The following is a 24,995-nucleotide window of genomic DNA, read 5'->3' as shown; positions in this document are numbered from 1 at the left end:
ATTTTCTTCAGCTACCCGATGCTTGCTGCGCGAAGTGCTGCCTTACCCACTGCTCGCATGCAGTCCACAAAAAGGGCGCACCTTTTTGAATAACGGGTCCGTAGCGGGAGAGCACTTGTTCCAGTGAAACCCCGTTCTCTGTCCAGGTGCCGCCGCCGGTAAAGATATTGATCAGGAGGGGCTGAAAGCGATCAAGCGCTTTGGCGAACCTGGCATCCTCGGTTTCTCCGCGTTCAAATTCTTGCCACAACGACAGAAATTCATTGCCTTCAGGCTGCGGCAGAAGGCCAAAAAGTCGCACTGCGGCCTTCGCTTCCTGTTCGGCTTGCACCGCCACTGACGAACCGCCATGAATGGGGAAATCACCGACGTCGATCTCGACAATGTCATGCAACAGGAGCATCTGCACAACGCGATGGGGATTCACCGGCGCACAGGCATATTCATTGAGCAGCAGCGCGTACATCGCAAGATGCCAGGAGTGTTCAGCGGAGTTTTCCTTCCGGCTTTTGTCGAGCAGCGGTGATTGCCGGACAACGGCTTTCAACCGATCGATTTCTCTGAGAAAACTCAGCTGTTTTTCCAATCGCGCCAATTCCATAGCCTTGCCTTCACCTGTTGTCTGAGTGGATAACTACGCGGACGCTTTTTCAGAGCAGAGAACGCAGTCCGCAGTCGATCAAAAGGGCACGTCGCCAACAATTAGCGCGCGTGCCCTTGCAGAGAATCACAGAAATAAAAAATACTGATCAAACAGTGGTTTCTAGCGATAGAAAGCTTCGACCTTGCCTTTGACTTTGGTCATCAAGGGATTGCCCTTGCGATCCAGCGCTTTTCCGGCGGGGACTTTGACCCAGCCTTCGCTGATGCAATATTCGTCAACATCCGTGCGCTCTTTATCGTTGAGCCGGATGCCGACGTTGTGTTCAAAGATCGCAGCGTTGTAGAAAGGGCTACGAGGATCGATTGAGAGGCGATCGGGAAGTGGGGGGCGGTTTGTTGTGTCGTTCATGGCCACAATTATCGACGATAAGATTCAGCAAAACAATTCTTTTGCGTGGTTTTGCTGCTCGGACTCAATCCAGTTTCTCGTGGAAATCGGTTGCGCCGCGCTTCCAGTAGGCGGATACGCGCATGGCTTCTTTCGGATGCTGTTTCTCGTCGGCCAGTACGGTGCGCACGGACTTCATCGTAGCGGCCTCGCCGGCAGCCCAGATATAGCCGTCTCCAGCAGGCAGGTTCAGGTTGCGGATAGCGGTGAGCAGTTCTTCGCTGGAGCTGACCCATTTGATATCAAGATCGGCCAGTGTTTCGAACTGCCGGATGTCGCCCATTTGCGCCACCTCAACAATAGCCGTCACCTTGGCGCCTGGAGCCAGCTCTTTCAGGCGTCGGCTGATGGCCGGGACGGCGGACAAGTCGCCGACCAGCAGATGCCAGTCGTAATCCGTCGGCACCACCATCGAGCCGCGTGGGCCGGCGATGACCGCGTCCATGCCGACTCTTGCCTGGCGCGCCCAGTCAGTGGCGGCGCCTTCCGCGTGCAGCGCAAACTCCAATACGAGCTCTTTGCGTTGTCCGTCGTGGTTGCATGGCGTATAGTCGCGCCGAACGGAGTTTCCTGTTGCATCCGGGAAAATGAACTTCACGTGGTCGTCGAACGAAAGCGATACAAAATCTGCCAGTGCGTCTCCCTGGAAAGTTACGCTGAGCATATTGGCTCCAATCTGGCGGACATCGCTGACTTTGACGTCGCGAATCTTGAGTTCGTAGCGTACGCGCTGTACTTCACGGGTTGTTGTCTTGGATTCCATGATCTTAAAAATTAGTTGATAATGTCACTATTATGAAAAAACAAGTTGATAAAGTCAATCAATCACCTGCCGCCGAAAGGGTCTTTGATGCTATTCACACCGTGATGCATCTTTACCGTTCGGGGCGATCGCAGGCTTTTCGCGAGGATGCTCGCGGGATTACGCACATGGAAAGCCGGGTGCTCGATTATTTTTCGCGTCATCCCGGCGCTACGCTGAGTGATCTGGCGGCGCATTCCGGGCGGGACAAGGCTCAGCTCACGCGCTTGGTGAAAGGATTGCGTGAACACGGCGATCTGGAATCCAAAGAAGATATCAAAGACAGGCGCAGCGTCCGGCTGCAATTGAGTGCACAAGGGGAGGTGCTGCAGCGCGATCTCAGAAAAACCGGTGCGCTGATATTGGAACGCGCCGTGGTGGGCTTGTCTGAGAGCCAATGCGAGGATCTGGTGACGCTGTTGAAAAACATCCAGTCAAATCTGGAAAGCGAACGCTGATCATCTATGCAACATACCCGGGCAGCGCGATAAAGCCGCCCGGCATACATTGGCTTGTTTCTTTTTACTCCTGAACGTATTTCATCCGCTCTAGATCCGCAATCAGTCCGGGGCCGACCGGCTGCCAATTGAGCAAAGACTGCGTTTGGGCGCCTGAAGCGGGAAGATCGCGGCCGACAAAATCACCGAGCCATCCGAAATGTGCGGCCGCTTCTTCAGGAGACAGGCTGACGACCGGTATCTTCAAACCTTTGCCAATCACTTCAGCGATAGTCCGAAGCGATATGCCTTCTTCCGCCACGGCGTGATATCTGCTGCCGGGTTGCCGACGCTCCAATGCCAGTCGGTAAAGCCGAGCCACATCGCTGACATGTGCTGCGGGCCAGCGATTTTTTCCTTCGCCGACAAACGCCGAGACGCCTTTTTCACGTGCTATTTGAATCAATGGGCTGATGAGACCTTGCCTGACGGTGTCATGCACCTGTGGAAGCCGGACGACCGACACGTTCACGCCGCGGTTTGCAACTGAAGCACCCGCCAATTCCGATGCCTTGCGTGGGTTCGGATGATTGGGATTGAAGTTGTCTTCCGCTGCCGGTTGCCCCGGCGCAATGGCTCCCATGCCGGTAGCAGAGGTGATGATGAGAGGACGATCGGAACCGGCGAGCGCGGCTCCCATTGCTTGAATCGCTTCCCCGTCCGCTTCGCAGTTTGCGACGAACTTCGAGAAGTCATGGTTGAAGCCGGTATGGATGACGCCATCCGACATGGCTGCTCCACGGTGCAGGCTGTCCAGGTCTTCCAGATCGCCTCGAAACACTTCGGCGCCCGCCGCCATCAGGGACTGGGCGCCTGCTTCCGATCGGCTCAGTCCAAGTACCTGATGGCCGGCCTTGATGAGTTCGGCAACGATGACCGAACCGATGAAACCGGTCGCGCCGGTAACAAAAATACGCATGATGAATTTACCTTTGTATCAGTTGAGGACTTTTGTTGCCGTCCGATGGGGTTGAATATAGGCGCTTGTATCCATACCATCAATGCGATAAAGTCCGTATTATTGGCTCAATCGTCCGGATATCTATGGATCCGTTATCAGATGTGTTGTCGCTGTTCAAACCGCGAAGTTATGTCGCCGGGGGATTCGAGATCCCGGGTGAGACGGCGATCCAATGGCCGGAGCATCCCGGCATCAAGTGTTATGCCGTGGTTTCCGGTCAATGCTGGTTATCGGTGGAGGGAGTTCCCGAAGCGGTTTTGCTGACCGCTGGGGAGTGCTATCTCTTGCCGCCGGGACCGCCGTTCCGACTGGCGACGGATTTGTCGGCCGAACCGGTCGACTTCAGCGTGTACCGCTCAAAATGGCGCTCGGATCAGGATGTCGTCGAGAAAAAAGCAGGAAGCTGCCATCTCGTCGGCGGCCATTTTGTTCTGACGGGAAGTCATGCCGATTTTCTGCTGAGTTCATTGGCGCCCATCATTCATATCCGCAAAGAGTCCGACAAGGCGGCCATGCGGTGGTCGCTGGAGCGCATGAGAGACGAAGTACGCGATCCGCAACCGGGCGGCTCGCTGATCACACAGCAACTCGCCTACATGATGCTGGTGCAGGCATTGCGGCTGCACCTCTCCGATGGCGCAACGCAAGGGATCGGGTGGCTGTTTGCACTGGCGGACAAGCAGATGGGTGCGGCGATCCGAGTCATGCACGATGAGCCCGGGAACGATTGGACATTGCAGAAACTGGCGGAGCGTGCCGGTATGTCGAGGTCGGTTTTCGCCTTGCGGTTCAAGCAGACGGTCGGGACGACGCCGATGGAATACCTGACGCGCTGGAGAATGTTGCTGGCAGGCGATCGCCTGAAGAATTCGCGCGAGTCAACGTCTAACATCGCCTTGTCGCTGGGTTACGAGTCTGAAAGTGCGTTCGGCAAAGCATTCAAGCGCGCCATGGGATGTACGCCTAGAGAGCATGGCCGCAAAGTGTCACTTCAGGCTATCGCGCCGGCCACCAACGATGTCAATGGCAACGAGGTAAGCGTTTCGTCGCATTAGTGATGGTGTTTATTCGTCAAAAAAGCCGCTCATGCGGCTTTTTTGTTGTGGGATAGAGGCAGTTCAGCCGTGCGCCAGCATCAGGTCCAGGTTCTGTACCGCCGCGCCGGAAGCTCCCTTGCCCAGATTGTCGAATACTGCCGACAACAGCACGTGTCCGTGTTCCTCATTGATGAACACGCCCAGATCCATGTTGTTGGTGCCGTTGAGCGCCTGAGGATTAAGGTTCGTCAGTGTCTTGCTTTCTTCCAGTGAAATCACCCGCACGTATTGCGAGCCGTCGTAGTGGCTGTTCAGAGCCGCATGCAATTGTTCTCCCTTGACGCCCTTGGCCAGCAGACGCAGTTCCAGTGGAATGGTCAGCACGATGCCCTGGCGGAAAGCACCGTAAGCAGGCACGAAGATCGGGCGATGAGTCAGCCCTGTGTAGTGTTGCATCTCAGGCGGATGTTTATGCGCGAGCGCGGTGCCGTACACCTGGAAGGCCAACGCCTGTGCCGCCGATGGGCCTTCGTATTGCTCGACGGAAGGACGGCCGCCGCCGGAATAGCCGGAAACCGCGTGCACATTGATCGGGTAGTCGCGTGGCAGCAAGCCGGCTTGTATCAGAGGACGCAACAGGCTGATCGCACCAGTCGGGTAACAGCCGGGATTGGTCACGCGTTTTGCACCGGCGATCAGTTCTGCTTGTCCGGCATCCAACTCAGGAAAGCCATAGACCCAGCCCTCTGTTGTGCGATGGGCGGAACTGGCGTCGATCACCCGTACGGCTGGATTTTCGATGGCGGAGACGGCTTCCTTCGCCGCGGCGTCAGGCAGGCAGAGGATGGCGATATCTGCGGCGTTGATGGCTTCGGCACGGCGCAGAGGGTCTTTGCGTTCTGCCGCCGGCAGTGTCATCAGTTGGATATCGCTGCGGTTGCGCAGGCGTTCGTGGATTAGCAAGCCGGTAGTGCCCTGGTCGCCATCGATAAAGACAAGAGGAGTGGCCATGATCGAGTTCCTTGAGAAAGAGTACAAAGAGTACAAAGAGTGCAAAGCAAAAAACGCAAAGGATGGAAAGACACGTACGAAAGAAGCTGGAACTGATCTTGCGCGCATTGATAGAATAGGAAAAGTTGAATTTAATAACGATAACATTCAGTTTTTCTGATCTTTAATGGATCAATAAAGGAAGCCATATGCGAGAAATCAATCTGGATCGGCTGCGCACTCTGGTTGCGATTGCAGATCTGGGCTCCTTCGCCGAGGCGGCGCGTGTGCTGCATCTGGCGCCGCCGACGATCAGCCTCCATATCGCCGACCTCGAAGAGCGTGTCGGCGCAGCCTTGTTGTCGCGCCAGCGCGGGCAGGTGCGCCCCACGACGATCGGCGAGACCTTGATCGAACGCGCGCGCCGCTTGCTGGCGGACGCCGAGCAAGCGTTGCAGGACGTACAGCGGCAAGTGCAGGGACTGGCCGGACGTGTGCGTCTGGGGGCATCGACCGGGGCGATTGCGCATTTGCTGCCGCAAGCTCTGGAGGTGTTGGGACAGGATCATCCCGGCATCGATGTGCAGGTCGAAGTGTTGACCTCGCAAGAGACGCTGACACGCTTGAATGAAGGGACATTGGATGTCGGGTTGGTCGCTTTGCCGCAGTCGCCGATGGCGCGGTTGTCGGTTCAGCCGTGGCGGCGGGATCCGGTGATGGCGTTCTTGCCGGCGGACTGGCGTTGTCCCGCGCGTGTCACGCCGGAATGGCTTGCGGCCCAGAAGCTGATTCTCAACGATTCAGGCACGCGCCTTTCGCACTTGACGCAAGAATGGTTTGCTACGGGCGGGCAACGGCCGGTGCCGCGCATTCAGCTCAACTACAACGATGCGATCAAGAGTTTGGTGGCGGCGGGTTATGGTGCGACCTTGCTGCCGCATGAAGAGGGCGCTTCACTGCCGGATGCGCGTATCCAGATGCGGCCTCTGCGGCCTGTCTTGTGGCGTCAGCTCGGCATTGCGCACCGCGCGGAAAACATCGAGCGGCCGACGCAGCACGTATTGGACGTGCTTTGGGGATTCAGTCTGGATTGACGTCTAGCCTGGCATCACGCCAGCACATCGCTGAGCGACGTTTTTTCGCTATCAGGTGTCGACTTCAACTGGTGCAGCGACGCCACCAGGTCGGCAAAGCGCTGTCCCTGAACCATCACATGCTGGCGCAACAGTTCGACCGTGCGGTCGCTGTCGCCGGAGATGATGGCGTTGACGACGCCTTCATGCTCGTCATAAGACCTTTTCAGGCGATCGCGCACGCGCAGTTGCAGGCGGCGGTAGGGGCGCAGACGGCGTTGCAGGACGCGCGCCTGTTCTTCGAGGAAGGCGTTGTGGCTGCCGGCGTAGATCTGGCCGTGAAAGTCTTCGTTCTTGTAGAAATAGGTATCCGGATCGGCGGCGTCGCGCGCATCCTTGCAGGCCTGATGTGCCTCCATCAGCGCGGCATGTTCGGCGGCCGACATGCGCCGTGCGGCCAGACGGCCACACATGGCTTCCAGTTCCGCCATCACTTCAAACATCTCTATCAGTTGCTGCGGCCCGATCTCGGCCACGATGGCACCTCGCCGCGGCCGCATCACGATGATGCCCATCGATGCCAGCTGAATCAGCGCTTCGCGGATTGGCGTACGGGAAACGCCGAATTGCTCGGCCAGCACCGTTTCGTCCAGATGCTGGCCGGGCGTCAGCTTGCCGACGGCGATCAGCTCTTCAATCGATTCGCGTAGCGTCTCGGAACGCTTCTTTGGGGTATCCATAAGTGATATCAAGTATGCAATGAACTAATTCTAAATCATCTCTGGTGCTTGACAATGTATTTGTTTTGTAAGAACGTGTATACAAGAAAGATACATAAAAAAGCAAAGAGTACAAAGCAAGTGCAGAGACAACGTCGCAGGGCAGCTACAAATTAACGTAGGTCCATAGCCCGGCGACGTCATGGCAAGAACAAGCCGGCCTTCAATATATGGAGCCGGCAAGCATCAGTAACAGCCGGCACCAAATAATTAAACAACTAAAAGCAGTATTTCTTTCACCTTAAGGAGGAGCAGCAATGACTTCGCAAACCCGTAGACGCATTATCGGAGCGCTGGCAACAGCACCATTGTGGACAGCCGGTACCTCGGTATGGGGACAGACCACCTCGCTGAAGATTTCCCATCAATTCCCCGGCGGCACGATCAATGAAGGCGATTTCCGCGATCGTCTGACCCGCCTGTTTGCTGAAGAAGTCAGCAAGCGCACCAAAGGCAGCCTCAAGTTCGAGATCTATCCCGGCTCCTCGCTGATGAAGGTCAATGCACAATTCTCGGCCATGCGCAAAGGCGCGCTCGACCTGTCGCTGGTGCCGCTCAATTACGCCGGCGGCGAAGTTCCGGAAACCAATATTGGCCTCATGCCTGGACTGGTGACCTCTTACGCGCAAGGTTCGGCATGGAAGAATGCTGAAGTCGGCAAGGAACTCGCACGCATCCTGGCCGAGAAGGGCATCCTGATCGTCAGCTGGATCTGGCAAGCCGGCGGTGTCGCCTCGCGCGGCAAGCCTATCGTCGATCCTGCCGATGCCAAGGGCATGAAAGTGCGCGGTGGTTCGCGTGAAATGGATCTGATCCTGAAAGAAGCAGGCGCCGCCGTCGTGACGCTGCCGTCCAATGAAATCTACGCGGCCATGCAAACCGGCGCGATGGATGCGGCGATGACATCATCGACGTCTTTCATGTCCTTCCGCCTGGAAGAAGTCGCCAAGGCGCTGACTACCGGTCGCGACAAAGCGTATTGGTACATGTTCGAACCGCTGATGATTTCCAAGTCCGTGTTTGAAAAACTGAGCAAGGATCAGCAAGCCGCCATCATGGCAGTCGGCGCCGAGATGGAGCAGTTCGCGCTGAAGGCTGCGCAGACTGATGACGTCGCTGTCGCCGCCGTGTATCAAAAGGCTGGCGCCAAGGTCGTCGACCTCGATGCCGCAACCGTCAAGAAGTGGCAGGACATCGCCCGTGCGACTGCATGGAAGGACTTCGCCGCGCGTAACGCCAACTGTGCCAATCTGCTGAAACTGGCGGAGAAGCTCCTATGAGTCACGGCTTCGAGATGCAGCCGCAGGCCAAGTCTGCCGTGCCGGCCAACGCCGTGCTCGCAGGGCTGCACCACGGGCTTGAGAAGTACAACAAGCTCGCGGTGTTCCTGGCGATGATCGCATTGATGCTGACGTCCATCATCCTGACGTACTCGGTGGTGGTGCGCTATTTCTTCCATCAGCCGACCGACTGGCAGGACGAGGCATCGGTGTTCATGCTGGTCGGCGTGATCTTCTTGTGTTCGGCGTATGTGCAATCCTTGCGCGGCCATATCGGCATCGAGGCGCTGGCGGGCTTTCTATCGCCGACTGCCAACAAGATCCGCATGTTCTTCGTCGATCTGATTTCCTTCGTGTTTTGCACCTTCTTTGCCTGGAAATCGTGGACGCTGTTTCACGAAGCCTGGGTGGACGGCCAAACCACCTCGTCGACCTTCGCGCCGCCGCTGTGGATTCCGTACTCGATGATGGCGCTGGGCATGACCATGCTCACGCTGCAATTGCTGGTGCAAGTGCTGACTCGCATCACAGGAACTGTTCCAGCGAAGGAGGCAGCATGACACCATTGGTTCTCGGTTCCCTGTATGGGATCGTCACCATCCTCGTGATGTGTTCCGGCATGCCGATCGCTTTTGCGCTTGGCGTGGTGGCGACGTCGTTCATGTATTTTTTCATGCCGGCATCCTCGCTGGATACCGTGACGCAAAACGTCTACGAAGAGATTGCATCGATCACCTTGCTGTCGATTCCGCTGTTCATCCTCAAGGGGGCGGCCATCGGCAAATCGCCGGCTGGTAAGGATTTATACTCGGCCATCCACGCCTGGTTGAATCGCGTACCGGGCGGCCTCGGCATTGCCAACGTGTTTGCCTGCGCCTTGTTTGCGGCAATGGCAGGTTCGTCGCCGGCAACATGCTCGGCCATCGGCTCCGCCGGTATTCCTGAAATGCGCCGTCGCGGTTATTCACCGGGATTTGCAGCAGGCATCATCGCTGCGGGCGGTACGCTGGGGATTCTGCTGCCACCGTCGATCACCATGATTTTGTACGCGGTGGCGGCGGAGCAATCGCTGGGACGCTTGTTCCTCGCAGGCATCGGGCCGGGCGTGTTGCTGGTGATTCTGTTCGCCGGTTATGCCGTGTTCCGTGCACGCAAGGAGTACAAGATGGCGCATGCCATCTATACCGGTGGCGGCGCCAAATCGGCTTACCTGGATGACGAGCATTTCACGCTGGCGCAAAAGGTGGAGATGCTGCCGCGCGTGCTGCCTTTCCTGATCTTGCTGATCGGCGTGATGGTAGCCTTGTACGGTGGCTTTGCCACACCGTCGGAAACTGCCGGTCTGGGCGCCTTGCTCGCTATCGTGCTGATCGCTGTCGTCTACCGCATCTACAAGCCGCGCGAGCTGGTGCCTTTCCTCAACTCGACCATCAAGGAATCGGGCATGCTGCTGCTGATCATCGGCATGTCGCTGCTGTATTCCTATGTGATGAGTTACCTGCACATCAGCCAGTCGGCGGCGCAGTGGGTGGTGGACATGCATCTGTCGAAATGGCTGCTGCTGGCGGTGATCCTGCTGATGGTGATCGTGCTCGGTTTCTTCCTGCCGCCGGTATCGATCATCCTGATGACGGCACCGATCATCCTGCCGCCCTTGCGCGAAGCCGGGTTTGATCTGATCTGGTTCGGTATCGTCATGACCGTGGTGATGGAAATGGGCCTGATCCATCCACCGGTGGGTTTGAACCTGTTCGTCATTAAGAACATCGCACCCGACATCCCCTTGTCGGAAGTCATCAAGGGTACGATTCCTTTCCTGGCGCTGATGTTCCTGGCGGTGATTCTGTTGTGTTTCTTTCCGGGTATTGCCACCGGCTTGCCCAATATCCTCATGGGAGTGAAGTAAATGCCTGTAGCCACCCCGACCGACCACGTCTGGAATCGTCGGCAAACAAATCGCAATGAACGCCTGGCGCGCGCAAGCAGCGTGCTGGGCAATTCGCTGGAGGGTAAGCTCTTGCCCGCGGCGCGCATTGCTGATTTGTTGTACGCCGTCATCGAATCGGGCGATCGCGTTTGCCTCGAAGGCAACAACCAGAAGCAGGCCGACTTTTTGTCGAAGGCGTTGGCCGGGCTTGATCCGGCGCGTGTGCATGACCTGCACATGCTGTTTTCCGTGCTGGCTCTGCCGGAGCATCTGGATGTCTTCGAAAAAGGCATCGCCTCGAAACTGGATTTTTCCTTCTCCGGTCCGCAGGCCGGTCGGTTGGCCAAGCTAGCGTCTGCCGGCAAACTCAATATCGGCGCGATCCATACCTATCTGGAATTGTTCGGCCGCTATTTTGTCGACCTGACGCCGCGCGTCGCCCTGGTGGCGGCGCAGGCGGCGGATCGCCACGGCAATCTCTACACCGGCCCCAATACCGAAGACACGCCGGCGATTGTCGAAGCGACTGCCTTCAGCAGCGGCATCGTGATCGCACAGGTCAATGAAATCGTCGACGTGCTGCCGCGCATCGATATTCCGGCAGACTGGGTCAGCTTTGTGACCAAGGCGCCGACACCGCATTACATCGAGCCGCTGTTTACACGTGATCCGGCGCAGATCTCTGAGATTCAGGTGCTCATGGCGATGATGGCCATCAAGGGCATCTATGCAGAATACGAAGTACAGCGCCTCAACCACGGCATCGGTTTCGATACCGCTGCCATCGAGCTGATCCTGCCGACTTATGCCGAATCGCTCGGCCTGCGCGGCAAGATTTGCAAGCACTGGGCCTTGAATCCGCATCCGGCGTTGATCCCCGCGATTGAAGCCGGCTTCGTCGAATCGGTGCATTCTTTCGGCTCCGAACTGGGCATGGAAGACTACATTCGTGCGCGTCCCGATATTTTCTTCGTCGGCCCGGACGGCTCCATGCGCAGCAATCGTGCGTTCTCACAAACAGCAGGCCACTACGCCTGCGACATGTTCATCGGCTCGACCTTGCAGATCGATTTGCAGGGCAATTCGTCGACCGCAACCCTGGGACGTATCGCCGGTTTTGGCGGTGCACCCAACATGGGTGCCGATGCGCGCGGCCGTCGTCACGCCAGCCCGGCATGGCTCAAAGCTGGTCAGCAGGCGAGGGCCGGCAAGAACACCATCCCGCGCGGCCAGAAGCTGGTGGTGCAAACGGTGGAAACTTTCCGTGAACACATGCAACCGGCCTTTGTCGAAAAACTCGACGCCTGGCAATTGGCCGAACAAGCCAAGATGCCGATTCCACCGGTGATGATTTACGGCGACGACGTCACGCACATCCTGACCGAAGAAGGCATCGCCAATCTGCTGTTGTGCCGTACCGAAGAAGAGCGCGAGCAAGCCATCCGCGGCGTCGCCGGTTACACGCCGGTCGGCCTGGCGCGCGACAAGCGTATGGTTGAGAATCTGCGCGACCGGGGAATTATCCGCCGCGCCGAAGACATGGGCATTGACAAGCGCCTCGCCACGCGCGATCTGCTTGCGGCCAAGAACATGAAGGATCTGGTGCGCGCCTCCGGCGGCTTGTACAACCCGCCCAAACGTTTCAGGAACTGGTGATATGGAAACCTTGAATTATCGTTTTGAAAACGGCACCCGCAAACTCTCCGCCAAGGCCGAACTGGTCGGCGTGGTCAGCTCCGGCAATCTGGAAGTGCTGATCGAACCGGCCGACCTGCAAGGCGGCTGCTCCGTTGAAATCAAGACCGCAGCACGTGGCTTCGGCGCGATCTGGGAAGCTGTTATCGGCGACTTCAACAAGCGCTGGCAACTGGCCGATACGCGCATCTCGATCAACGACATGGGCGCGACTCCCGCCGTAGTGAGTCTGCGCTTGGATCAGGCGGTGGAATCGATGGTGGAGGCGAAATGATGGCGACCAAAAGTGTGAGCTATCTCGAAGCCAACGCCCGCGAACGCGTCGCGCTGGTGCTCGATGCCGGCAGTTTTGAAGAGTTTCTGCCGCCGGCCAAACGTATCGTCAGTCCGCATCTGGGCCAACTGGATGCGCCGGTGTCATTTGATGATGGTGTCGTAATCGGACGCGGCAGTCTGAATGGTGCGACCGTATTCGCAGCAGCGCAGGAGGGTGGTTTCATGGGCGGCGCAGTCGGCGAAGTCCATGGCGCCAAACTGGTCGGTTTGCTTAAACGCGCCGTACAGGAACAAGCTGAGGGCGTCATCCTGCTGCTCGAAACCGGCGGCGTGCGTCTGCACGAAGCCAATGCCGGCTTGATCGCCGTATCCGAAGTGATGCGCGCCGTGCTGGATACGCGCGCAGCCGGTATCCCGGTCATTGTGCTGATAGGCGGCTCCAACGGCTGCTTCGGCGGCATGGGTATCGTTGCTCGTTGCGCCAACGCCATCATCATGTCGGAGGAAGGGCGTCTCGCCATGTCGGGACCAGAGGTTATCGAAACCGCCAACGGCGTCGAAGAATTCGACTCGCGCGACCGTGCGCTGGTCTGGCGCACCACTGGCGGCAAGCATCGCTATCTGCTGGGTGATTGCCAGGGCATCGTGGCGGATGATGCCGACGCGTTTCGTGCGGCAGCATCGCAGACTTTGCAGGCATTCAAAGGCAATCCGACGGCCTTGACCTTGCAGGCGCTGGAAGCGGAACAAACCATGCTCGAACAACGCATCGCGCGCTTCGGCGATGCGACCGATCCGCAGGATATCTGGGAGCGTCTTGGTGTGGAGCAGGCACAGCAGATTCCCATGCTGGAAGCCGGGCCCTTCGTTGCATTGGTTGAGGCGCATCGCGTGAAAGGAACACCATGAGCTGGCAAACATTGGCGGATGACTTGTTCCCGCAGGGTCATAGCATTACCGAGAAGGCCGAATTCTTGTCCGGCACGGCGCAAGTCGACGGCGAGATCGTGACGGTCGTCGGCACCACCGGCCATACGCCGATCGGCATCGAGATCGCGCTGGCGCAAGCGCAGGCAATCCTGCAAACCGTACGAGAGCATCCGGGGCGTTCCATCGTCATTCTGGTCGACACGCAGGGACAGCGGCTGCGTCATCGCGACGAGATGCTCGGCATTAACAGCTACATGGCGCATCTGGGTAAATGCATAGCTCTGGCGCGTCAGCAGGGGCACAAGATCATCGGGCTGGTGTATGACCAGGCCTTGTCGGGTGGCTTCATTACCAGCGGCCTCATGGCTGACGCCTGCTATGCCTTGCCGAATGCCACCATCCGGGTGATGGGCTTGCCTGCCATGGCGCGTATCACCAAGGTGCCCGAAGAACGTTTGGTCGAACTGGCCAAGAGCAATCCGGTGTTTGCACCCGGCCCCGAAAATTATCGCCGCATGGGTGGTGTCGCTGAAATCTGGAGCGGCGATCTGGCCGCACAATTGAAGCAGGCACTGGCCGACGCAGACAACAAGGACGGTCGCGCCGCCCTCGGTCAGGAACGCGGCGGCCGCAACTGGTCGCAGCGTGTCGTCAATGCCATCGTCAGCGGCAGCGATGTCCAGCCCTTATAAACGACACAGTCTGGTCTGGCTGAGTGAACGCGGCTGGCAAGATGCCGCGTTGACGCTGCCGGATAGGCATGATCAGCATCGCCAGCATCTCCGGCGTTGGCAGGCGAACGACTGGCCGACGGTAGTCCGTCGTCAGGATGCTGATTGCCCGGCAGATGCCGTCTGTCTGGGCGTGGCTTTGCCTCCGGATGCAGAGGGCAACAAGCTGCGCTTGCCTTTGCGTGTGGCAAAAGAACACGTGCACCTTGTGCAAGATCCGTTGGCGATCCTCAACGTGATTCCGCATGTGACGGCTTCATGGCGGGATGCATTGCAACAACTGAACAACGACGTTGCCACAAAAGGCTTGTCGGTGAGCGTTTACGGCTCGCTGGCATTACAGGCGCTCACCGGTCAGGGTTATCTGCGTGCGTCGTCCGATATCGATCTGTTGTTCCGCCCATTGAGCGAACAGGAACTGACGGATGGTATTCATCTGCTCCAGCTTCATGCACAAGCCTTGCCACTGGATGGCGAAATCGTTTTTCCTGACAATGCCGCAGTATCGTGGAAGGAATGGGTGCAGGCTTGTCATCACCCCGATAATCGCGTGCTGCTCAAACGCAGCGGTGACGTCGCGCTCATGCGTGTCGGCGACTTGCTGGCGATGCTGAACCATCATGAAGAACATCAGAGGCCGACATGCCCAGTCTGATCTCTCTATCCAATCAGCCAGCCATGCGCCTGGCGACTGTGCCGCACTACACCGAGCGACGCCGCCGGCAACGCAGCCTGCGCGATTTTTGCCGCAAGCTGGCACGGGAGGCAGTGCGCAGTTTGTATCAGGAGCTGGTGCTTTATCCCAAACCTGGACTCGTCTCGCTGGTCGACAACGGCAGTCACGACGACATGGATGCCTCGACCTTCATGCGCAGTCTGTTTTCGCTAAGGCACTACTTCGTTGAGATCGCTGAAGCCGGCACACGCGGTGCGCCATTCAGTGAGCTCAAGCAACTCGGCATCAAAGCAGAGCAGCGGATGCTACGTGCCACCTGCGGTATCAACACCCATCGCGGTGCGATCTTTGGGCTGGGCATGCTGTGTGCAGCGCTGGCATCTTGCCGTGCACAAGGCATGACGCTCTCTCCGCAGGCGGTGCGCGCCACTTTGCTGATTCAATGGGGCGATGCCTTGACTGCCCATACCAGCCCCAGCCCCAGCACTGGCGACGCGGGCAGCAATGGTCTGCGCGTTGCGGCGCATCATGCCGTCGGCGGCGCACGCGAAGAAGGCGCGTTGGGATTTCCCTCAGTCTTTGATATCGCCTTGCCGCAATTGCAGACGACCCTGGATGCTGGACGTGACTGGCAATGCGCCAAAGTCGATGCCTTGTTCGCGCTGATGGCGCATGTCAGCGACACCAATGTCTACCATCGCGGCGGCAATGCCGGAGCAAGCATGGTGCAGGCCCGCAGTCGTGCTTTCATGGCGGACGGCGGCACCGGCAATATCAATTGGCAGGCGCAGGCCGAAGCATGTCATCGAGAATTTGTGCGACATCGCTTGTCGCCTGGCGGTGCTGCGGATCTGCTGGCTGCAGCCTGTCTGATGCATGCTATTTGTGTAGACAATGACTTCGCTGTTTTGAAAGCATGACCGAACGCTTTGCCATTCTCTGCCCGGGGCAAGGCGGCCAGCATGCCGCCATGTTCGATCTGCTGCGCAATGATGCGCACGGTGCAGAGATCTTGCAAAGCTATGGCTTGGAACAGCAGTTGGGGCATCCTCTCGATGTCCTGTTGCAAGATGATCGCCTCTTGTTTGCCAATCGCCATGCGCAGCCGCTCGTGGTGGCAGCCGGCCTCGCTGCATGGCAGGCCCTGACGCTGGACAGTGAAATCCCGGCTCCGCATCTGGTGGCCGGGTACAGCATTGGTGAGTTGACTGCTTATGGCGTCGCTGGATCAATGCCGGCAACAACCGTCATCGATCTCGCCATCGCGCGCGCCGGCTACATGGATGCATGCCTGCGCGACGAACCTCAGCAAGGATTGATGTCGGTCGGCGGCTTGCCGGTTGAGGAAGCTGCTGCTGTATTACGACAGCACAATGCCTATGTCGCGATACAGACAGGCTTCGATACGCTGATTTCAGGTGGTCGCAACGCCGACTTGCTGGCGGCAGGACATCAATGTGAGACGCTTGGCGCCAGAATTGGCATGTTGCCGGTCGGCATTGCATCGCATACACCGCTGATGGCATCGGCGTCCATGCCATTTTCCGGAGCCTTGAATGCGATCGCCTTCGGTTCGCCTGCGATCTCCGTGTTGGCGGGTATTTCGGCACAAGAGGTGCATGATCCGGATACGGCCAGGCACAGTCTGGTACAGCAACTTACCACCACGATCCAATGGTCTGCCTGCATGGATGCCTGTGCGGAACGGGGCATTACGGTCGCGTTGGAACTCGGGCCGGGATCCGCCTTGTCACGCATGCTGCGCGATCAGCATCCTGGCATCGAATGCCGTTCTCTCTCAGACTTCCGCAGCCTTGCGGGAGCGTCGAAGTGGTTGCAAAGCCGTCTCGGATAACTTGATTTGCTTGGTTTTCCAACCTACGCGGAAGATCTTTGTTGATGAAAAATCAAGCTTTGCACACGCATATTTAAAACCCGATACGTACGCTTGAAATGTAACTATCAATTAGGTACATTGGACTCGTCATTCAGGTTTTATAAAAATATAAACAAACAATCAACCTTGCTCCACTGACAGAGTTTTGGGTGCTCCCGCAGCATCCGATGAGACAAGAAACCAGGCAGCAATCAAGTAAAAATGCGTTTTCTCACACTATTAGCTTGCCCGATATAAAAGTACGCGAACATGTGACCCGGTATTGGATTCAGGTACTCGACTTACTTACGGCTCTTTTTAGATACGGACATAAGCGCCGACAATCAGCACCTGCACGCACTCAATCGCGCCCTCAAGCTGGAGATCCTGGCACGCAGCAAACTGGAAGAGACCAATCGTGAATTGACACGCGAGCTCAAAGACAACATCGAAAAGCTGGAAGCAAGCAACAAGGAAATGGAAAGCTTCAGCTATTCGGTATCGCATGATTTGCGCGCACCGCTACGTGCCGTTGACGGCTTTGCGCGTATGCTGGAAGAAGACGTCGCCGATCAGCTTGATGAAGAAGGTCGACGCAAGCTGCAAGTCATACGCGACAACACCCGCAATATGGGGCGTCTGATCGATGAATTGCTGGAGTTTTCGCGGTTGGGACGCAAAGAACTCAACTACGGCCATCTTGATATGTCCGCGCTGGCACAGGCGGCGTTCAAAGATGCGACGAGCGTCGCCGTCAACGATACGACCTTATCGCTGAGCGCGCTGCCTGCTGCGCGCGGCGACATTACCCTGATCAAGCAAGTCTGGTTCAACCTGCTGTCGAATGCCTGCAAGTTCAGCGCCAAGCGCGAACAGGCCCACATCACCGTTAAAGGATCGGTGGAAGGCGACGCCCTGACGTACACGGTCAGTGACAACGGCGCCGGTTTTGACATGCGCTATTACAACAAATTGTTTGGTGTCTTCCAGCGTTTGCATCGTGTCAGCGAGTTCGAAGGAACCGGTGTCGGACTGGCGATCGTACATCGCATCGTAACGCGTCATGGTGGGAGGGTCTGGGCTGAAGGCGTGGTTGGCGAAGGCGCGGTGTTTCACTTCACCTTGCCTGCAGCAACATGAAAGGACGGCGATGAACAGCTTCGAAAGAATCGATATCTTGCTGGTGGAAGACAATCCCTACGATGCCGAGTTGTCGATGCGCGCGCTGCAAAAGAAGAAGCTGGCCAACAAAGTCGAATGGGTGCAGGACGGCGCTGATGCGCTGGACTTTATTTTCAGCCAGGGTATCTACGAACACCGGGTACAGGATGAGCCTCTCAAGCTGATTCTGCTGGATATCAAACTGCCCAAGGTCAGCGGCATTGACGTATTGCGCAAGATCAAGGCTGACCCTGTCGCCAGATCGATTCCGGTGGTGATGCTGACGTCTTCCGCTGAGGGACAGGATCTGAGCGAGTGTTACAAACTCGGCGTCAACAGCTACATCGTCAAGCCGGTGGAGTTCGAGAGTTTTCAGGAGGAAGTTGAAAAAGCGGGTTTCTACTGGATGCTCGTCAATCGCGTACCGGCATCGTAAAAAATAGGGCATGGGGATGAGAAGAAGCACACTCAAAATTCTGATAGTGGAAGATGATCCTGACGATGTGGAACTGTCACGTTATGAACTGGTGCGTGCCGGTATCGCTTGCGACATCTATCAGGTAGAAACCGAAGATGCTTTTCTCGACGCGCTAAGCCGCTATCAGCCGGATATCATTCTGGGCGATTTTTCCTTGCCCAACTTCGACGGCATGTCGGCGCTGCAGATCGTGCAGCAGATCACGCCGAGTACGCCTTTTCTATTTGTCTCCGGCACCATGGGGGAGGAGCGTGCGATCAAGGCGCTGAAGCAGGGCGCTTATGACTATGTGCTCAAGTCCAACCTGGCGCGTCTGCCGTCGGCTGTGGAGCGCGCCCTGCAGGAGGCACACCAGAATCAGATCCGTCACAAGATGGAACAGGCTTTGCAGGCCGAGCGCAATCTGCTGTCCGCCATCTTCGATACGACCGGCGCGCTAGGCATGATGCTGGACAAGGACGGCCGCATCATGCGTTTCAATCAGGCGGCCGAACGCACCACCGGCTATACCTTCTCGCAGGTGCAGGGTAAACAGTTCTGGGATGTCTTCTTTCCGACGGAAGAGGTGGAACCGGTGCGCAACCATTTCCTCCATTGGCATTTGCAGTCGCAACCCTTGCAATACCAGAGCCGCTGGCTGACCACCGGCGGTGAACGCCGCGAAATTCTGTGGCTGACCACCTTCCTCCAAGACGATAGCGGGCTGGCGCTCAATTTTATTTGCAGCGGCATCGACATCACACAATGGCGTCAGGCAGAAGATCGTGTTCATCGGCTGAGCAACTATGACGTCCTGACGGGCCTGCCCAATCGCAGCCTGCTACGCGACCGCCTGGAGCAAGGCATTACGCGGGTGGAACGTGAACAGCGCCCCGGTTTGATTGCGGTCATTCTCGTCGGCGTACGCGGTGCCATCGCCGTACGCGAAAGCCTCGGGCTGCAATTGAGTGAAGATGCGCTGGTGGAGGCCAGCCGCCGTTTGTCGGGGCTGATGCAGCATGATGCGACGCTGGCGCGCTTTGGGGACACCAGCTTTGCGATGGTCTTGCATGTGCAGGCCCAGGATCAGATAGCCATGGTGGTGCAGGAAATCATCGACGTGCTCGACCTGCCGTATCACGTCGACGGCCATGAGGGCGTCTATCTGGAGTCCAGCATCGGTGCGACCGTTTATCCCAATGATGGCGATAGCGGCGATGCCTTGTTGCAGGCCGCCGAGGTTGCCATGCATCGCGCCATGGACAACGTGCTGGAGCGTTTTCAATTCTATACGCCGAGCCTGAACAGCCAGGTCAGCCACCGATTGCAGATGGCTTCGCAATTACGCCAGGCCGTGCAAAAGCATGAACTGATTTTGCACTATCAGCCGCAGGTGTCGCTGGACAGCGGCAAGATTGTCGGTGTCGAAGCCTTGCTGCGCTGGCAGCATCCGGAAAAAGGCATGGTCTCACCGTTGCAGTTCATCCCACTGGCAGAAGAAACCGGATTGATCGTGCCGATCGGCGAATGGGTTCTGCGCACTGCGTGCGAACAGGGCAAGCGCTGGCATGATATGGGCGTGCACGGATTGACGATGGCGGTCAACTTGTCGGCCAAGCAGTTTGCTCTGAATAATCTGGCCACTGTGGTGCGTCATGCGTTGGATGACAGCGGCTTGGATTCGCATTGTCTGGAACTGGAACTGACCGAAAGTGCTTCCATGGAAACCCCGGAAAAGAGTATCGAAGTCATGCAGTTGCTCAAATCCATGGGCGTACGACTGTCGATCGATGATTTCGGGACGGGCTATTCCAACCTCAATTACCTCAAACGTTTTCCGGTGGATCAATTGAAAATCGATCGCTCCTTCGTGCAGGACGTCACCTCCGATGCAGACGATCTTGCCATCGCCAGGGCCGTCATCGCGCTGGCGCGCAGCCTGCATCTGGAAGTGCTGGCCGAGGGAGTGGAAACTCTGGGACAGTACAATGTGATGAAGGAAAACGGCTGCGACAAGGTGCAAGGCTACTACTTCAGCAAGCCGTTGGCTGTGGACGATTGCACCCGGTTTTTACTGGAACATACCAAGGCCAGCTGAAGATGCGCTAACGCTTGTCGGATGACCATTGCAAGGGCGCTATTTTGGTGGATAATCGGCGTCCATGACCTCCGTAACTTCTTCTCCGTCCTCTTCTTCGTCTTCTGTATTTGTCGGCCTCTTGCTGGCCGCCGGCAAAGGTTCCCGCTTCGATCCCAGCGGCGCTGATAACAAGTTGCTGGCACCATTGTCTGATACGGACGATTGCGTCGTCGTCGCTGCTGCTCGCAAACTGCTGGCGGCATCACCGGCCTTAGCGGTCGTCGCGATCGTCAATTCTCTGCAGGGAGAGGTTGCTCTGCGTCTTTCTGCGATGGGATGCCAGGTGGTGGAGTGCAGCGATGCAGCTGAGGGCATGAGTGCGTCGCTGATGTGCGGAATCCGGCATACCAAGGATGCCGCAGGCTGGATTATTGCGTTGGGTGATATGCCGCATGTGCAGACATCAACACACGGCGGTTTGTTGGCGGCACTCAAGGACGACGTCGATATTGCCGTGCCGGTTTATCTCGGCAAACGTGGTAATCCCGTGGCCTTCAGCCGCAAGCATTTGGATGACCTGCTGCAATTGAGCGGTGACCGTGGTGCAAGGGCGTTACTGAAATCGTCACCGGTCAACGAGATCCCCGTCAACGATCCCGGTATTCATCGGGACATCGATACGCGTGCCGATCTCGCTGCTTCAGGCGGTACTGACTGAAGCGAAAAACTGCGTCTTATTTGGTGAATTCACCGACCATGCAACTGCCGCCACCTTCGGTGCCAGATCCAGGCAGAGGATCGGTACGAGCAGCATGCGTCTGTGAGATGGACACGCCGTTGCGGATGGCGGTCATTTCCGCCAGGACGGCGATGGCGATTTCCGGTGGTGTACGGGCGCCGAGGAAGAGACCGACAGGGCCGTGCAGCTTGTCGATCTCGGCGCTGCTGATGTCGAACAGGGCCAGCCGCTCGCGACGCTTGATGTTGTTGGTGCGCGAGCCGATGGCGCCGATATAGAAAGCCGGTGACTTGAGGGCTTCGATCAGCGCCATATCGTCCAGCTTGGGGTCATGCGTGAGTGTCACGACCGCGCTGTTGGCATCCAGTTGCAGGCGCAGCAGCAGATCGTCAGGCATCTCTTTGGAGAGTTCAACGCCGGCGATATCCCATTCCTTCAAATACTCTTCGCGCGGATCGCAGACGATCACCTGATAATCCAGCGCGAGTGCAAACTGGGCCACATAGCGCGACATCTGCGCAGCGCCGATGATGATCAGACGATAGCGTGGGCCGAAAGGCGCGATCAGTTGGCGATCCTGCACCCGCGTCTGGTGTGCGTTGCTGTCGGTGGACAGCGTCGCTGCGCCGGTGTCGAGATCCAGCGTGCGTGTAACACGCAGTCCCTGGCGTACGGCTGCCAGCAATTCCGCGATGCGCGACGCGGCCGAGAGCGGCTCCATCAAGAGTTCCAGCGTGCCGCCGCAAGGCAGACCGAAGCGGTGTGCTTCGTCGGCGGTGAGTCCGTATTTCAATTCAAAGGGCGAAGTTTCCTGCAATTCACCGGCTTGTATGCGACGGATCAGATCGTCTTCCACACAACCACCGGACACGGAGCCACGCACATGACCATCGCCGCGAATCGCCATCATTGATCCGACCGGGCGCGGTGCCGATCCCCAGGTGTGGGTAACGGTGCCGAGCAGGACGTGATGTCCCTGCTCGTGCCAGGAGAGAGCGGTATTGAGGACGTCGAAGTCGATGGATTCCATGGGTTCTCCGTGTTATTTCTGTACCAACTACGAGCTAACGGTTGCCTTGTTGGTTTCAGTCATCATGCTTTTTCAGGTTTCTTCAATTGCTCGCGAATCGGCAACTGGCGGATGCGCTTGCCGGTTGCCGCAAAAATCGCATTGCATAACGCCGGCGCAATCGTCGGCGTGGCTGGTTCACCGACGCCGCCCAACGGTACGTCCAGTGTATGCGGAACAATGTGCACTTGTATCTGCCCCGGTGCAGCAAAAGCCCGCAAGACTTCGTAGTCGTGGAAGTTGCTTTGCTCCACGGCGCCGTTCTTGAACGAGATTTCACCCGTCATCGCCAGACTGATACCCATGATGCAGGCGCCCTCAACTTGTGAACGAATGCGATCCGGGTTGATCGATGGACCGCAATCGACGGCGACGTCGACACGGGGAATCGATACTTCGCCTTCGTCGTTGACGATCACCTCGACCACCGCAGCGATATACGTCACAAAGCTGTAGCACACTGCCAGTCCGAGTCCGCGGCCTTTGGGCAGCTTGCGTCCCCAGCCGGCCTTGGCCGTTGCCAGTTCGATCACGCCGCGCATGCGACCGGTATCGAGTGGATAACGCTCAGGCGACTCGCCGTAGTTCCAGCCGTCGGACATTTCTGACGGGCTGATCTTGCGCGCAGGGCCGATCAGTTCCAGCAGATAGTCGCGATGATCGCGCTTGGCTGCGGCAGCGAGTTCGGCACTGAAGGATTGGACGGCAAAAGCATGCGGAATGTTCGACACCGAACGGAACCAGCCGATGCGCGTGTGCGCTTCGACTTCCGGTGCTTCCACGCGGAAATTCGGAATCGCGTAAGGAATGTTGATCGCCGACATGCCCAACTCAAACGGCGCTTCCCCCTTGGCTCCCGCAACGAAGATCGATGCAATGGTGGGGGCGACCGTACGATGCAGCCAGGCATTGACCTTGCCGTTGGCGTCGAGCGAGGCTTCCAGATGTTCGACCGATACGGTATGCAGATAATCGTGGTGGATGTCGTCTTCGCGTGTCCAGGTGACTTTGACCGGCGCACCGTTCATCGCCTTGGACAGCAAGGCCGCTTCGGCAGCAAAATCCGGCTTGGACTTGCGACCAAAGCCGCCGCCCAACAGGGTGACGTTGACGGTGACTTCTTCCGGCTTCAGGCCGAGATGGCCGGCGACGGTTTCGCGCGTGGCTTGCGGCGCTTGTACGCAGGCCCACACCTCGCACTTGCCATTGACGATACGAGCGACCGCGGCCGGTGGTTCCATCGTGGCGTGAGCGATATGCGGCAGATAGTATTCAGCCTCGATCCGGCGCGTTGCGCTTGACAGCGCAGCCATCGTGTCGCCGTTATTGCGCACGGCCTTGGCCGGTTTGCGTGCTGCGGCTTCCATGGTCTTGCGGTATTCAGCCGAATCGTAAGACGCGTTGGGGCCGTTGTCCCAGGTAAGCTTGAGTGCTTCGCGGCCTTTGATCGCGGCCCAGGTATTGCGCGCAATCACAGCGACGCCGCCGAGCGGATTGAATAGCGCTGGTGGCGGGCTGCCCTTGAGTTCGACCACGCGGATCACGCCGGGGATTTTCAGTGCCTCGCTGCTGTCGACGCTGGTCAGCTTGCCGCCAAATACCGGCGGACGGGCGATGACGGCGTAGACCATGCCTTCAAGGCGCGTGTCGATACCGTATTGCGTGTTGCCGGTGACGATATCGTGCAAGTCGATGCCGCGCGTGCTGTCCTTGCCGATGTAGCGGAACTGCTGCGGTGTCTTAAGACGAACCGCATCGCGCGCCGGCAAAGGCAGTTTGGCAGCATCGGCTGCGACATCGCCAAAACCGAGCTTGCGGCCGCTGGGCTTGTGGATGATTTCGTGGTTCTTGGTCTCGACTTCGGTGACCGGTACTTTCCAGCGTGCTGCTGCGGCGGTTTCCAGCATCAGGCGGGCAGTGGCGCCAACCTGGCGCATGGGGCCGAAGGAGTGGCGCATGCTGCGCGAGCCATCGGTGTTCTGATTGCCGTATTTTTCCTGATCACCTTGCGCTTGCACCACGCGCACACGGTTCCAGTCAGCTTCCAATTCATCGGCCACAACCATCGGCAGGCTGGTGCGCACGCCCTGGCCCATTTCGGAGCGGTGGGCCACGATGGTAACGACACCGTCTGTACCGATGGAAACGAACAGCAATGCGCTGTCCTTGAGTCCGCCGGGCATCCCGTCGCCACCGAATTTAGGCGCGTCCGCAGCCGCGACGACCCCATTGACACCAACCGTCAGCGCCAGGCCGGTAAAGGCGCCGATGCCTTTGAGCAGGCTGCGGCGGCTCAGTTGTACTTTGCCGAGATCATCAAAGACTGCGCTCATTTTGCGCCTCCGTTTTGTGCCGCAGCTTGCTTGATGGCAGCCTTGATACGGGTATACGTACCGCAGCGGCAGATGTTGCCGCTCATGGCGTCGTCGATGTCTTTGTCGGTCGGATTTGGCGTGGTCTTCAGCAGTGCCGTGGCAGACATGATCTGACCGGCCTGGCAATAGCCGCATTGCGGCACGCCCAGTGCCATCCAGGCGTCCTGCACCGATTTGCCGATCTTGTCTTGGGAAACTGCTTCGATGGTGGTGATCTGCTTACCGGCTGCGGCTGAAATCGGTGTAATGCAGGAACGGATCGGTTCACCGTCCAGATGCACCGTACAGGCGCCGCACAAGGCCATGCCGCAGCCGAATTTGGTGCCGGTCATGCCGAGTTGATCGCGCAAGGTCCAGAGAATGGGGGTGTCTTCAGGCAAATCGACGTTGTGCTGTTTACCGTTGATGGTGAGCGTGGGCATTTGTTGTTATACCTTTCCGACTTGGGGATGACCTAGTGAAGGAATATTTCGCTGCCATAGGCAATGTAGCAGCAAATCCATAGCGCTGGAGTATCGCAATGATTGCCCACT

At 57.9% G+C, this 24,995-nt stretch carries 27 protein-coding genes; 18 read left to right on the top strand and 9 right to left on the bottom strand.

Going from position 1 to position 24,995, the window contains the following annotated elements:
• Nucleotides 1-7: 7 nt before the first annotated feature.
• From PQR63_RS15135 to PQR63_RS15125, 3 genes are all read right to left on the bottom strand, one after another.
• Nucleotides 8-601, bottom strand: a complete 594-nt coding sequence (locus tag PQR63_RS15135) for an HD domain-containing protein (protein ID WP_408168830.1) — start codon at nt 599-601, stop codon at nt 8-10.
• A gap of 162 nt (nt 602-763) precedes the next feature.
• Nucleotides 764-1,012 (bottom strand): DUF3297 family protein, encoded by a 249-nt coding sequence (locus PQR63_RS15130; protein ID WP_408168829.1) that lies wholly within the window; start codon nt 1,010-1,012, stop codon nt 764-766.
• A gap of 64 nt (nt 1,013-1,076) precedes the next feature.
• Complete coding sequence (locus tag PQR63_RS15125) at nt 1,077-1,814, bottom strand: siderophore-interacting protein (protein ID WP_408168828.1); 738 nt, start codon at nt 1,812-1,814, stop codon at nt 1,077-1,079.
• Between the two features lie 32 nt (nt 1,815-1,846).
• Between PQR63_RS15125 and PQR63_RS15120 the strand changes: the two genes are divergently transcribed.
• Nucleotides 1,847-2,311, top strand: coding sequence for a MarR family winged helix-turn-helix transcriptional regulator (locus PQR63_RS15120; RefSeq protein WP_408168827.1), 465 nt, complete (start codon nt 1,847-1,849; stop codon nt 2,309-2,311).
• 64 nt (nt 2,312-2,375) lie between these two features.
• Here PQR63_RS15120 and PQR63_RS15115 read toward each other — a convergent pair whose 3' ends face one another.
• Complete coding sequence (locus PQR63_RS15115) at nt 2,376-3,269, bottom strand: SDR family oxidoreductase (RefSeq protein WP_408168826.1); 894 nt, start codon at nt 3,267-3,269, stop codon at nt 2,376-2,378.
• A gap of 125 nt (nt 3,270-3,394) precedes the next feature.
• Between PQR63_RS15115 and PQR63_RS15110 the strand changes: the two genes are divergently transcribed.
• Nucleotides 3,395-4,366, top strand: coding sequence for an AraC family transcriptional regulator (locus tag PQR63_RS15110; protein ID WP_408168825.1), 972 nt, complete (start codon nt 3,395-3,397; stop codon nt 4,364-4,366).
• Between the two features lie 63 nt (nt 4,367-4,429).
• On the opposite strand, the gene argC is transcribed toward PQR63_RS15110, so the two are convergent.
• Entirely contained in the window at nt 4,430-5,359 is a 930-nt protein-coding gene (gene argC, locus PQR63_RS15105) for an N-acetyl-gamma-glutamyl-phosphate reductase (protein ID WP_408168824.1), read from the bottom strand.
• Between argC and PQR63_RS15100 the strand changes: the two genes are divergently transcribed.
• Together PQR63_RS15100 and PQR63_RS15095 are read left to right on the top strand one after the other, a co-directional pair.
• Nucleotides 5,358-5,519, top strand: coding sequence for a hypothetical protein (locus tag PQR63_RS15100; protein WP_408168822.1), 162 nt, complete (start codon nt 5,358-5,360; stop codon nt 5,517-5,519). The genes argC and PQR63_RS15100 overlap by 2 nt on opposite strands.
• Nucleotides 5,520-5,547: 28 nt before the next feature.
• Nucleotides 5,548-6,432 (top strand): LysR family transcriptional regulator, encoded by an 885-nt coding sequence (locus PQR63_RS15095; RefSeq protein WP_408168821.1) that lies wholly within the window; start codon nt 5,548-5,550, stop codon nt 6,430-6,432.
• Between the two features lie 14 nt (nt 6,433-6,446).
• Here the strand turns inward: PQR63_RS15095 and PQR63_RS15090 are convergent, their stop codons facing one another.
• Nucleotides 6,447-7,151, bottom strand: a complete 705-nt coding sequence (locus PQR63_RS15090; protein ID WP_408168819.1) for a GntR family transcriptional regulator — start codon at nt 7,149-7,151, stop codon at nt 6,447-6,449.
• A 296-nt stretch (nt 7,152-7,447) separates the two neighbouring features.
• Here PQR63_RS15090 and dctP point away from each other — a divergent pair, with 296 nt between their 5' ends.
• The 14 genes from dctP to PQR63_RS15020 all read left to right on the top strand — a co-directional run bounded on the left by dctP (nt 7,448) and on the right by PQR63_RS15020 (nt 20,997).
• Complete coding sequence (gene dctP, locus PQR63_RS15085) at nt 7,448-8,470, top strand: TRAP transporter substrate-binding protein DctP (RefSeq protein ID WP_408168817.1); 1,023 nt, start codon at nt 7,448-7,450, stop codon at nt 8,468-8,470.
• On the top strand, nt 8,467-9,030 hold the full coding sequence (locus PQR63_RS15080) for a TRAP transporter small permease (protein WP_408168816.1): 564 nt from the start codon (nt 8,467-8,469) through the stop codon (nt 9,028-9,030). The genes dctP and PQR63_RS15080 overlap by 4 nt, the downstream gene beginning before the upstream one ends.
• On the top strand, nt 9,027-10,376 hold the full coding sequence (locus PQR63_RS15075; RefSeq protein ID WP_007884665.1) for a TRAP transporter large permease: 1,350 nt from the start codon (nt 9,027-9,029) through the stop codon (nt 10,374-10,376). Before PQR63_RS15080 ends, PQR63_RS15075 begins: the two co-directional genes overlap by 4 nt.
• Nucleotides 10,377-12,053 carry a malonate decarboxylase subunit alpha gene (gene mdcA / locus PQR63_RS15070; RefSeq protein ID WP_408168815.1) on the top strand — a complete coding sequence of 559 codons (1,677 nt, stop codon included), beginning with the start codon at nt 10,377-10,379 and terminating at the stop codon, nt 12,051-12,053.
• 1 nt (nt 12,054) lies between these two features.
• Nucleotides 12,055-12,366, top strand: coding sequence for a malonate decarboxylase acyl carrier protein (gene mdcC / locus PQR63_RS15065; protein ID WP_094564037.1), 312 nt, complete (start codon nt 12,055-12,057; stop codon nt 12,364-12,366).
• Nucleotides 12,363-13,277 carry a biotin-independent malonate decarboxylase subunit beta gene (locus PQR63_RS15060; RefSeq protein WP_408168814.1) on the top strand — a complete coding sequence of 305 codons (915 nt, stop codon included), beginning with the start codon at nt 12,363-12,365 and terminating at the stop codon, nt 13,275-13,277. Before mdcC ends, PQR63_RS15060 begins: the two co-directional genes overlap by 4 nt.
• A complete protein-coding gene (mdcE, locus tag PQR63_RS15055) occupies nt 13,274-13,990 on the top strand; it encodes a biotin-independent malonate decarboxylase subunit gamma (protein WP_408168813.1) in 717 nt (238 codons plus the stop codon). Before PQR63_RS15060 ends, mdcE begins: the two co-directional genes overlap by 4 nt.
• A complete protein-coding gene (gene mdcG, locus PQR63_RS15050; RefSeq protein WP_408168812.1) occupies nt 13,974-14,684 on the top strand; it encodes a malonate decarboxylase holo-[acyl-carrier-protein] synthase in 711 nt (236 codons plus the stop codon). Before mdcE ends, mdcG begins: the two co-directional genes overlap by 17 nt.
• Nucleotides 14,672-15,625 carry a triphosphoribosyl-dephospho-CoA synthase MdcB gene (gene mdcB, locus PQR63_RS15045; RefSeq protein ID WP_408168811.1) on the top strand — a complete coding sequence of 318 codons (954 nt, stop codon included), beginning with the start codon at nt 14,672-14,674 and terminating at the stop codon, nt 15,623-15,625. The genes mdcG and mdcB overlap by 13 nt, the downstream gene beginning before the upstream one ends.
• A complete protein-coding gene (locus PQR63_RS15040) occupies nt 15,622-16,560 on the top strand; it encodes an ACP S-malonyltransferase (RefSeq protein WP_408168809.1) in 939 nt (312 codons plus the stop codon). The genes mdcB and PQR63_RS15040 overlap by 4 nt, the downstream gene beginning before the upstream one ends.
• 444 nt (nt 16,561-17,004) lie before the next feature.
• Nucleotides 17,005-17,721, top strand: coding sequence for a sensor histidine kinase (locus tag PQR63_RS15035; RefSeq protein ID WP_408168808.1), 717 nt, complete (start codon nt 17,005-17,007; stop codon nt 17,719-17,721).
• A gap of 10 nt (nt 17,722-17,731) precedes the next feature.
• On the top strand, nt 17,732-18,178 hold the full coding sequence (locus PQR63_RS15030; RefSeq protein WP_408168807.1) for a response regulator: 447 nt from the start codon (nt 17,732-17,734) through the stop codon (nt 18,176-18,178).
• A gap of 16 nt (nt 18,179-18,194) precedes the next feature.
• On the top strand, nt 18,195-20,297 hold the full coding sequence (locus tag PQR63_RS15025; protein WP_408168806.1) for an EAL domain-containing protein: 2,103 nt from the start codon (nt 18,195-18,197) through the stop codon (nt 20,295-20,297).
• A gap of 64 nt (nt 20,298-20,361) precedes the next feature.
• Nucleotides 20,362-20,997, top strand: a complete 636-nt coding sequence (locus PQR63_RS15020; protein ID WP_408168805.1) for a nucleotidyltransferase family protein — start codon at nt 20,362-20,364, stop codon at nt 20,995-20,997.
• A 16-nt stretch (nt 20,998-21,013) separates the two neighbouring features.
• Here the strand turns inward: PQR63_RS15020 and PQR63_RS15015 are convergent, their stop codons facing one another.
• The 3 genes from PQR63_RS15015 to PQR63_RS15005 form a co-directional block, all read right to left on the bottom strand.
• Complete coding sequence (locus tag PQR63_RS15015) at nt 21,014-22,048, bottom strand: XdhC family protein (RefSeq protein WP_408168804.1); 1,035 nt, start codon at nt 22,046-22,048, stop codon at nt 21,014-21,016.
• A gap of 62 nt (nt 22,049-22,110) precedes the next feature.
• Complete coding sequence (locus PQR63_RS15010; RefSeq protein WP_408168803.1) at nt 22,111-24,420, bottom strand: xanthine dehydrogenase family protein molybdopterin-binding subunit; 2,310 nt, start codon at nt 24,418-24,420, stop codon at nt 22,111-22,113.
• Nucleotides 24,417-24,884: a (2Fe-2S)-binding protein gene (locus PQR63_RS15005; protein ID WP_408168802.1), complete on the bottom strand. Its 468-nt coding sequence runs from the start codon at nt 24,882-24,884 to the stop codon at nt 24,417-24,419. The genes PQR63_RS15010 and PQR63_RS15005 overlap by 4 nt, the downstream gene beginning before the upstream one ends.
• Nucleotides 24,885-24,995 lie beyond the last annotated feature (111 nt).

This window comes from Herbaspirillum rhizosphaerae, from assembly GCF_046025915.1.
In the GTDB taxonomy this organism is placed as follows: Bacteria; Pseudomonadota; Gammaproteobacteria; order Burkholderiales; family Burkholderiaceae_D; genus Herbaspirillum; species Herbaspirillum rhizosphaerae_A.
The sequence above is the reverse complement of the archived record's forward strand: the minus strand, read 5'-3'. Positions and strand labels throughout refer to the sequence as shown.

What these genes read in the sequence shown, in the direction of transcription:
- PQR63_RS15110 (WP_408168825.1), top strand. Translation starts at nt 3,395, where the DNA reads ATGGATCCGTTATCAGATGTGTTGTCGCTGTTCAAACCGCGAAGTTAT.
- dctP (WP_408168817.1), top strand. Translation starts at nt 7,448, where the DNA reads ATGACTTCGCAAACCCGTAGACGCATTATCGGAGCGCTGGCAACAGCA.
- mdcB (WP_408168811.1), top strand. Translation starts at nt 14,672, where the DNA reads ATGCCCAGTCTGATCTCTCTATCCAATCAGCCAGCCATGCGCCTGGCG.
- PQR63_RS15040 (WP_408168809.1), top strand. Translation starts at nt 15,622, where the DNA reads ATGACCGAACGCTTTGCCATTCTCTGCCCGGGGCAAGGCGGCCAGCAT.
- PQR63_RS15080 (WP_408168816.1), top strand. Translation starts at nt 8,467, where the DNA reads ATGAGTCACGGCTTCGAGATGCAGCCGCAGGCCAAGTCTGCCGTGCCG.
- PQR63_RS15090 (WP_408168819.1), bottom strand. Translation starts at nt 7,151, where the DNA reads ATGGATACCCCAAAGAAGCGTTCCGAGACGCTACGCGAATCGATTGAA.
- mdcG (WP_408168812.1), top strand. Translation starts at nt 13,974, where the DNA reads ATGTCCAGCCCTTATAAACGACACAGTCTGGTCTGGCTGAGTGAACGC.
- PQR63_RS15020 (WP_408168805.1), top strand. Translation starts at nt 20,362, where the DNA reads ATGACCTCCGTAACTTCTTCTCCGTCCTCTTCTTCGTCTTCTGTATTT.
- PQR63_RS15030 (WP_408168807.1), top strand. Translation starts at nt 17,732, where the DNA reads ATGAACAGCTTCGAAAGAATCGATATCTTGCTGGTGGAAGACAATCCC.
- PQR63_RS15130 (WP_408168829.1), bottom strand. Translation starts at nt 1,012, where the DNA reads ATGAACGACACAACAAACCGCCCCCCACTTCCCGATCGCCTCTCAATC.
- PQR63_RS15095 (WP_408168821.1), top strand. Translation starts at nt 5,548, where the DNA reads ATGCGAGAAATCAATCTGGATCGGCTGCGCACTCTGGTTGCGATTGCA.
- PQR63_RS15075 (WP_007884665.1), top strand. Translation starts at nt 9,027, where the DNA reads ATGACACCATTGGTTCTCGGTTCCCTGTATGGGATCGTCACCATCCTC.
- PQR63_RS15125 (WP_408168828.1), bottom strand. Translation starts at nt 1,814, where the DNA reads ATGGAATCCAAGACAACAACCCGTGAAGTACAGCGCGTACGCTACGAA.
- PQR63_RS15060 (WP_408168814.1), top strand. Translation starts at nt 12,363, where the DNA reads ATGATGGCGACCAAAAGTGTGAGCTATCTCGAAGCCAACGCCCGCGAA.
- PQR63_RS15010 (WP_408168803.1), bottom strand. Translation starts at nt 24,420, where the DNA reads ATGAGCGCAGTCTTTGATGATCTCGGCAAAGTACAACTGAGCCGCCGC.
- mdcC (WP_094564037.1), top strand. Translation starts at nt 12,055, where the DNA reads ATGGAAACCTTGAATTATCGTTTTGAAAACGGCACCCGCAAACTCTCC.
- PQR63_RS15015 (WP_408168804.1), bottom strand. Translation starts at nt 22,048, where the DNA reads ATGGAATCCATCGACTTCGACGTCCTCAATACCGCTCTCTCCTGGCAC.
- mdcE (WP_408168813.1), top strand. Translation starts at nt 13,274, where the DNA reads ATGAGCTGGCAAACATTGGCGGATGACTTGTTCCCGCAGGGTCATAGC.
- PQR63_RS15005 (WP_408168802.1), bottom strand. Translation starts at nt 24,884, where the DNA reads ATGCCCACGCTCACCATCAACGGTAAACAGCACAACGTCGATTTGCCT.
- PQR63_RS15115 (WP_408168826.1), bottom strand. Translation starts at nt 3,269, where the DNA reads ATGCGTATTTTTGTTACCGGCGCGACCGGTTTCATCGGTTCGGTCATC.
- argC (WP_408168824.1), bottom strand. Translation starts at nt 5,359, where the DNA reads ATGGCCACTCCTCTTGTCTTTATCGATGGCGACCAGGGCACTACCGGC.
- PQR63_RS15120 (WP_408168827.1), top strand. Translation starts at nt 1,847, where the DNA reads ATGAAAAAACAAGTTGATAAAGTCAATCAATCACCTGCCGCCGAAAGG.
- mdcA (WP_408168815.1), top strand. Translation starts at nt 10,377, where the DNA reads ATGCCTGTAGCCACCCCGACCGACCACGTCTGGAATCGTCGGCAAACA.
- PQR63_RS15100 (WP_408168822.1), top strand. Translation starts at nt 5,358, where the DNA reads ATGATCGAGTTCCTTGAGAAAGAGTACAAAGAGTACAAAGAGTGCAAA.
- PQR63_RS15135 (WP_408168830.1), bottom strand. Translation starts at nt 601, where the DNA reads ATGGAATTGGCGCGATTGGAAAAACAGCTGAGTTTTCTCAGAGAAATC.
- PQR63_RS15025 (WP_408168806.1), top strand. Translation starts at nt 18,195, where the DNA reads ATGAGAAGAAGCACACTCAAAATTCTGATAGTGGAAGATGATCCTGAC.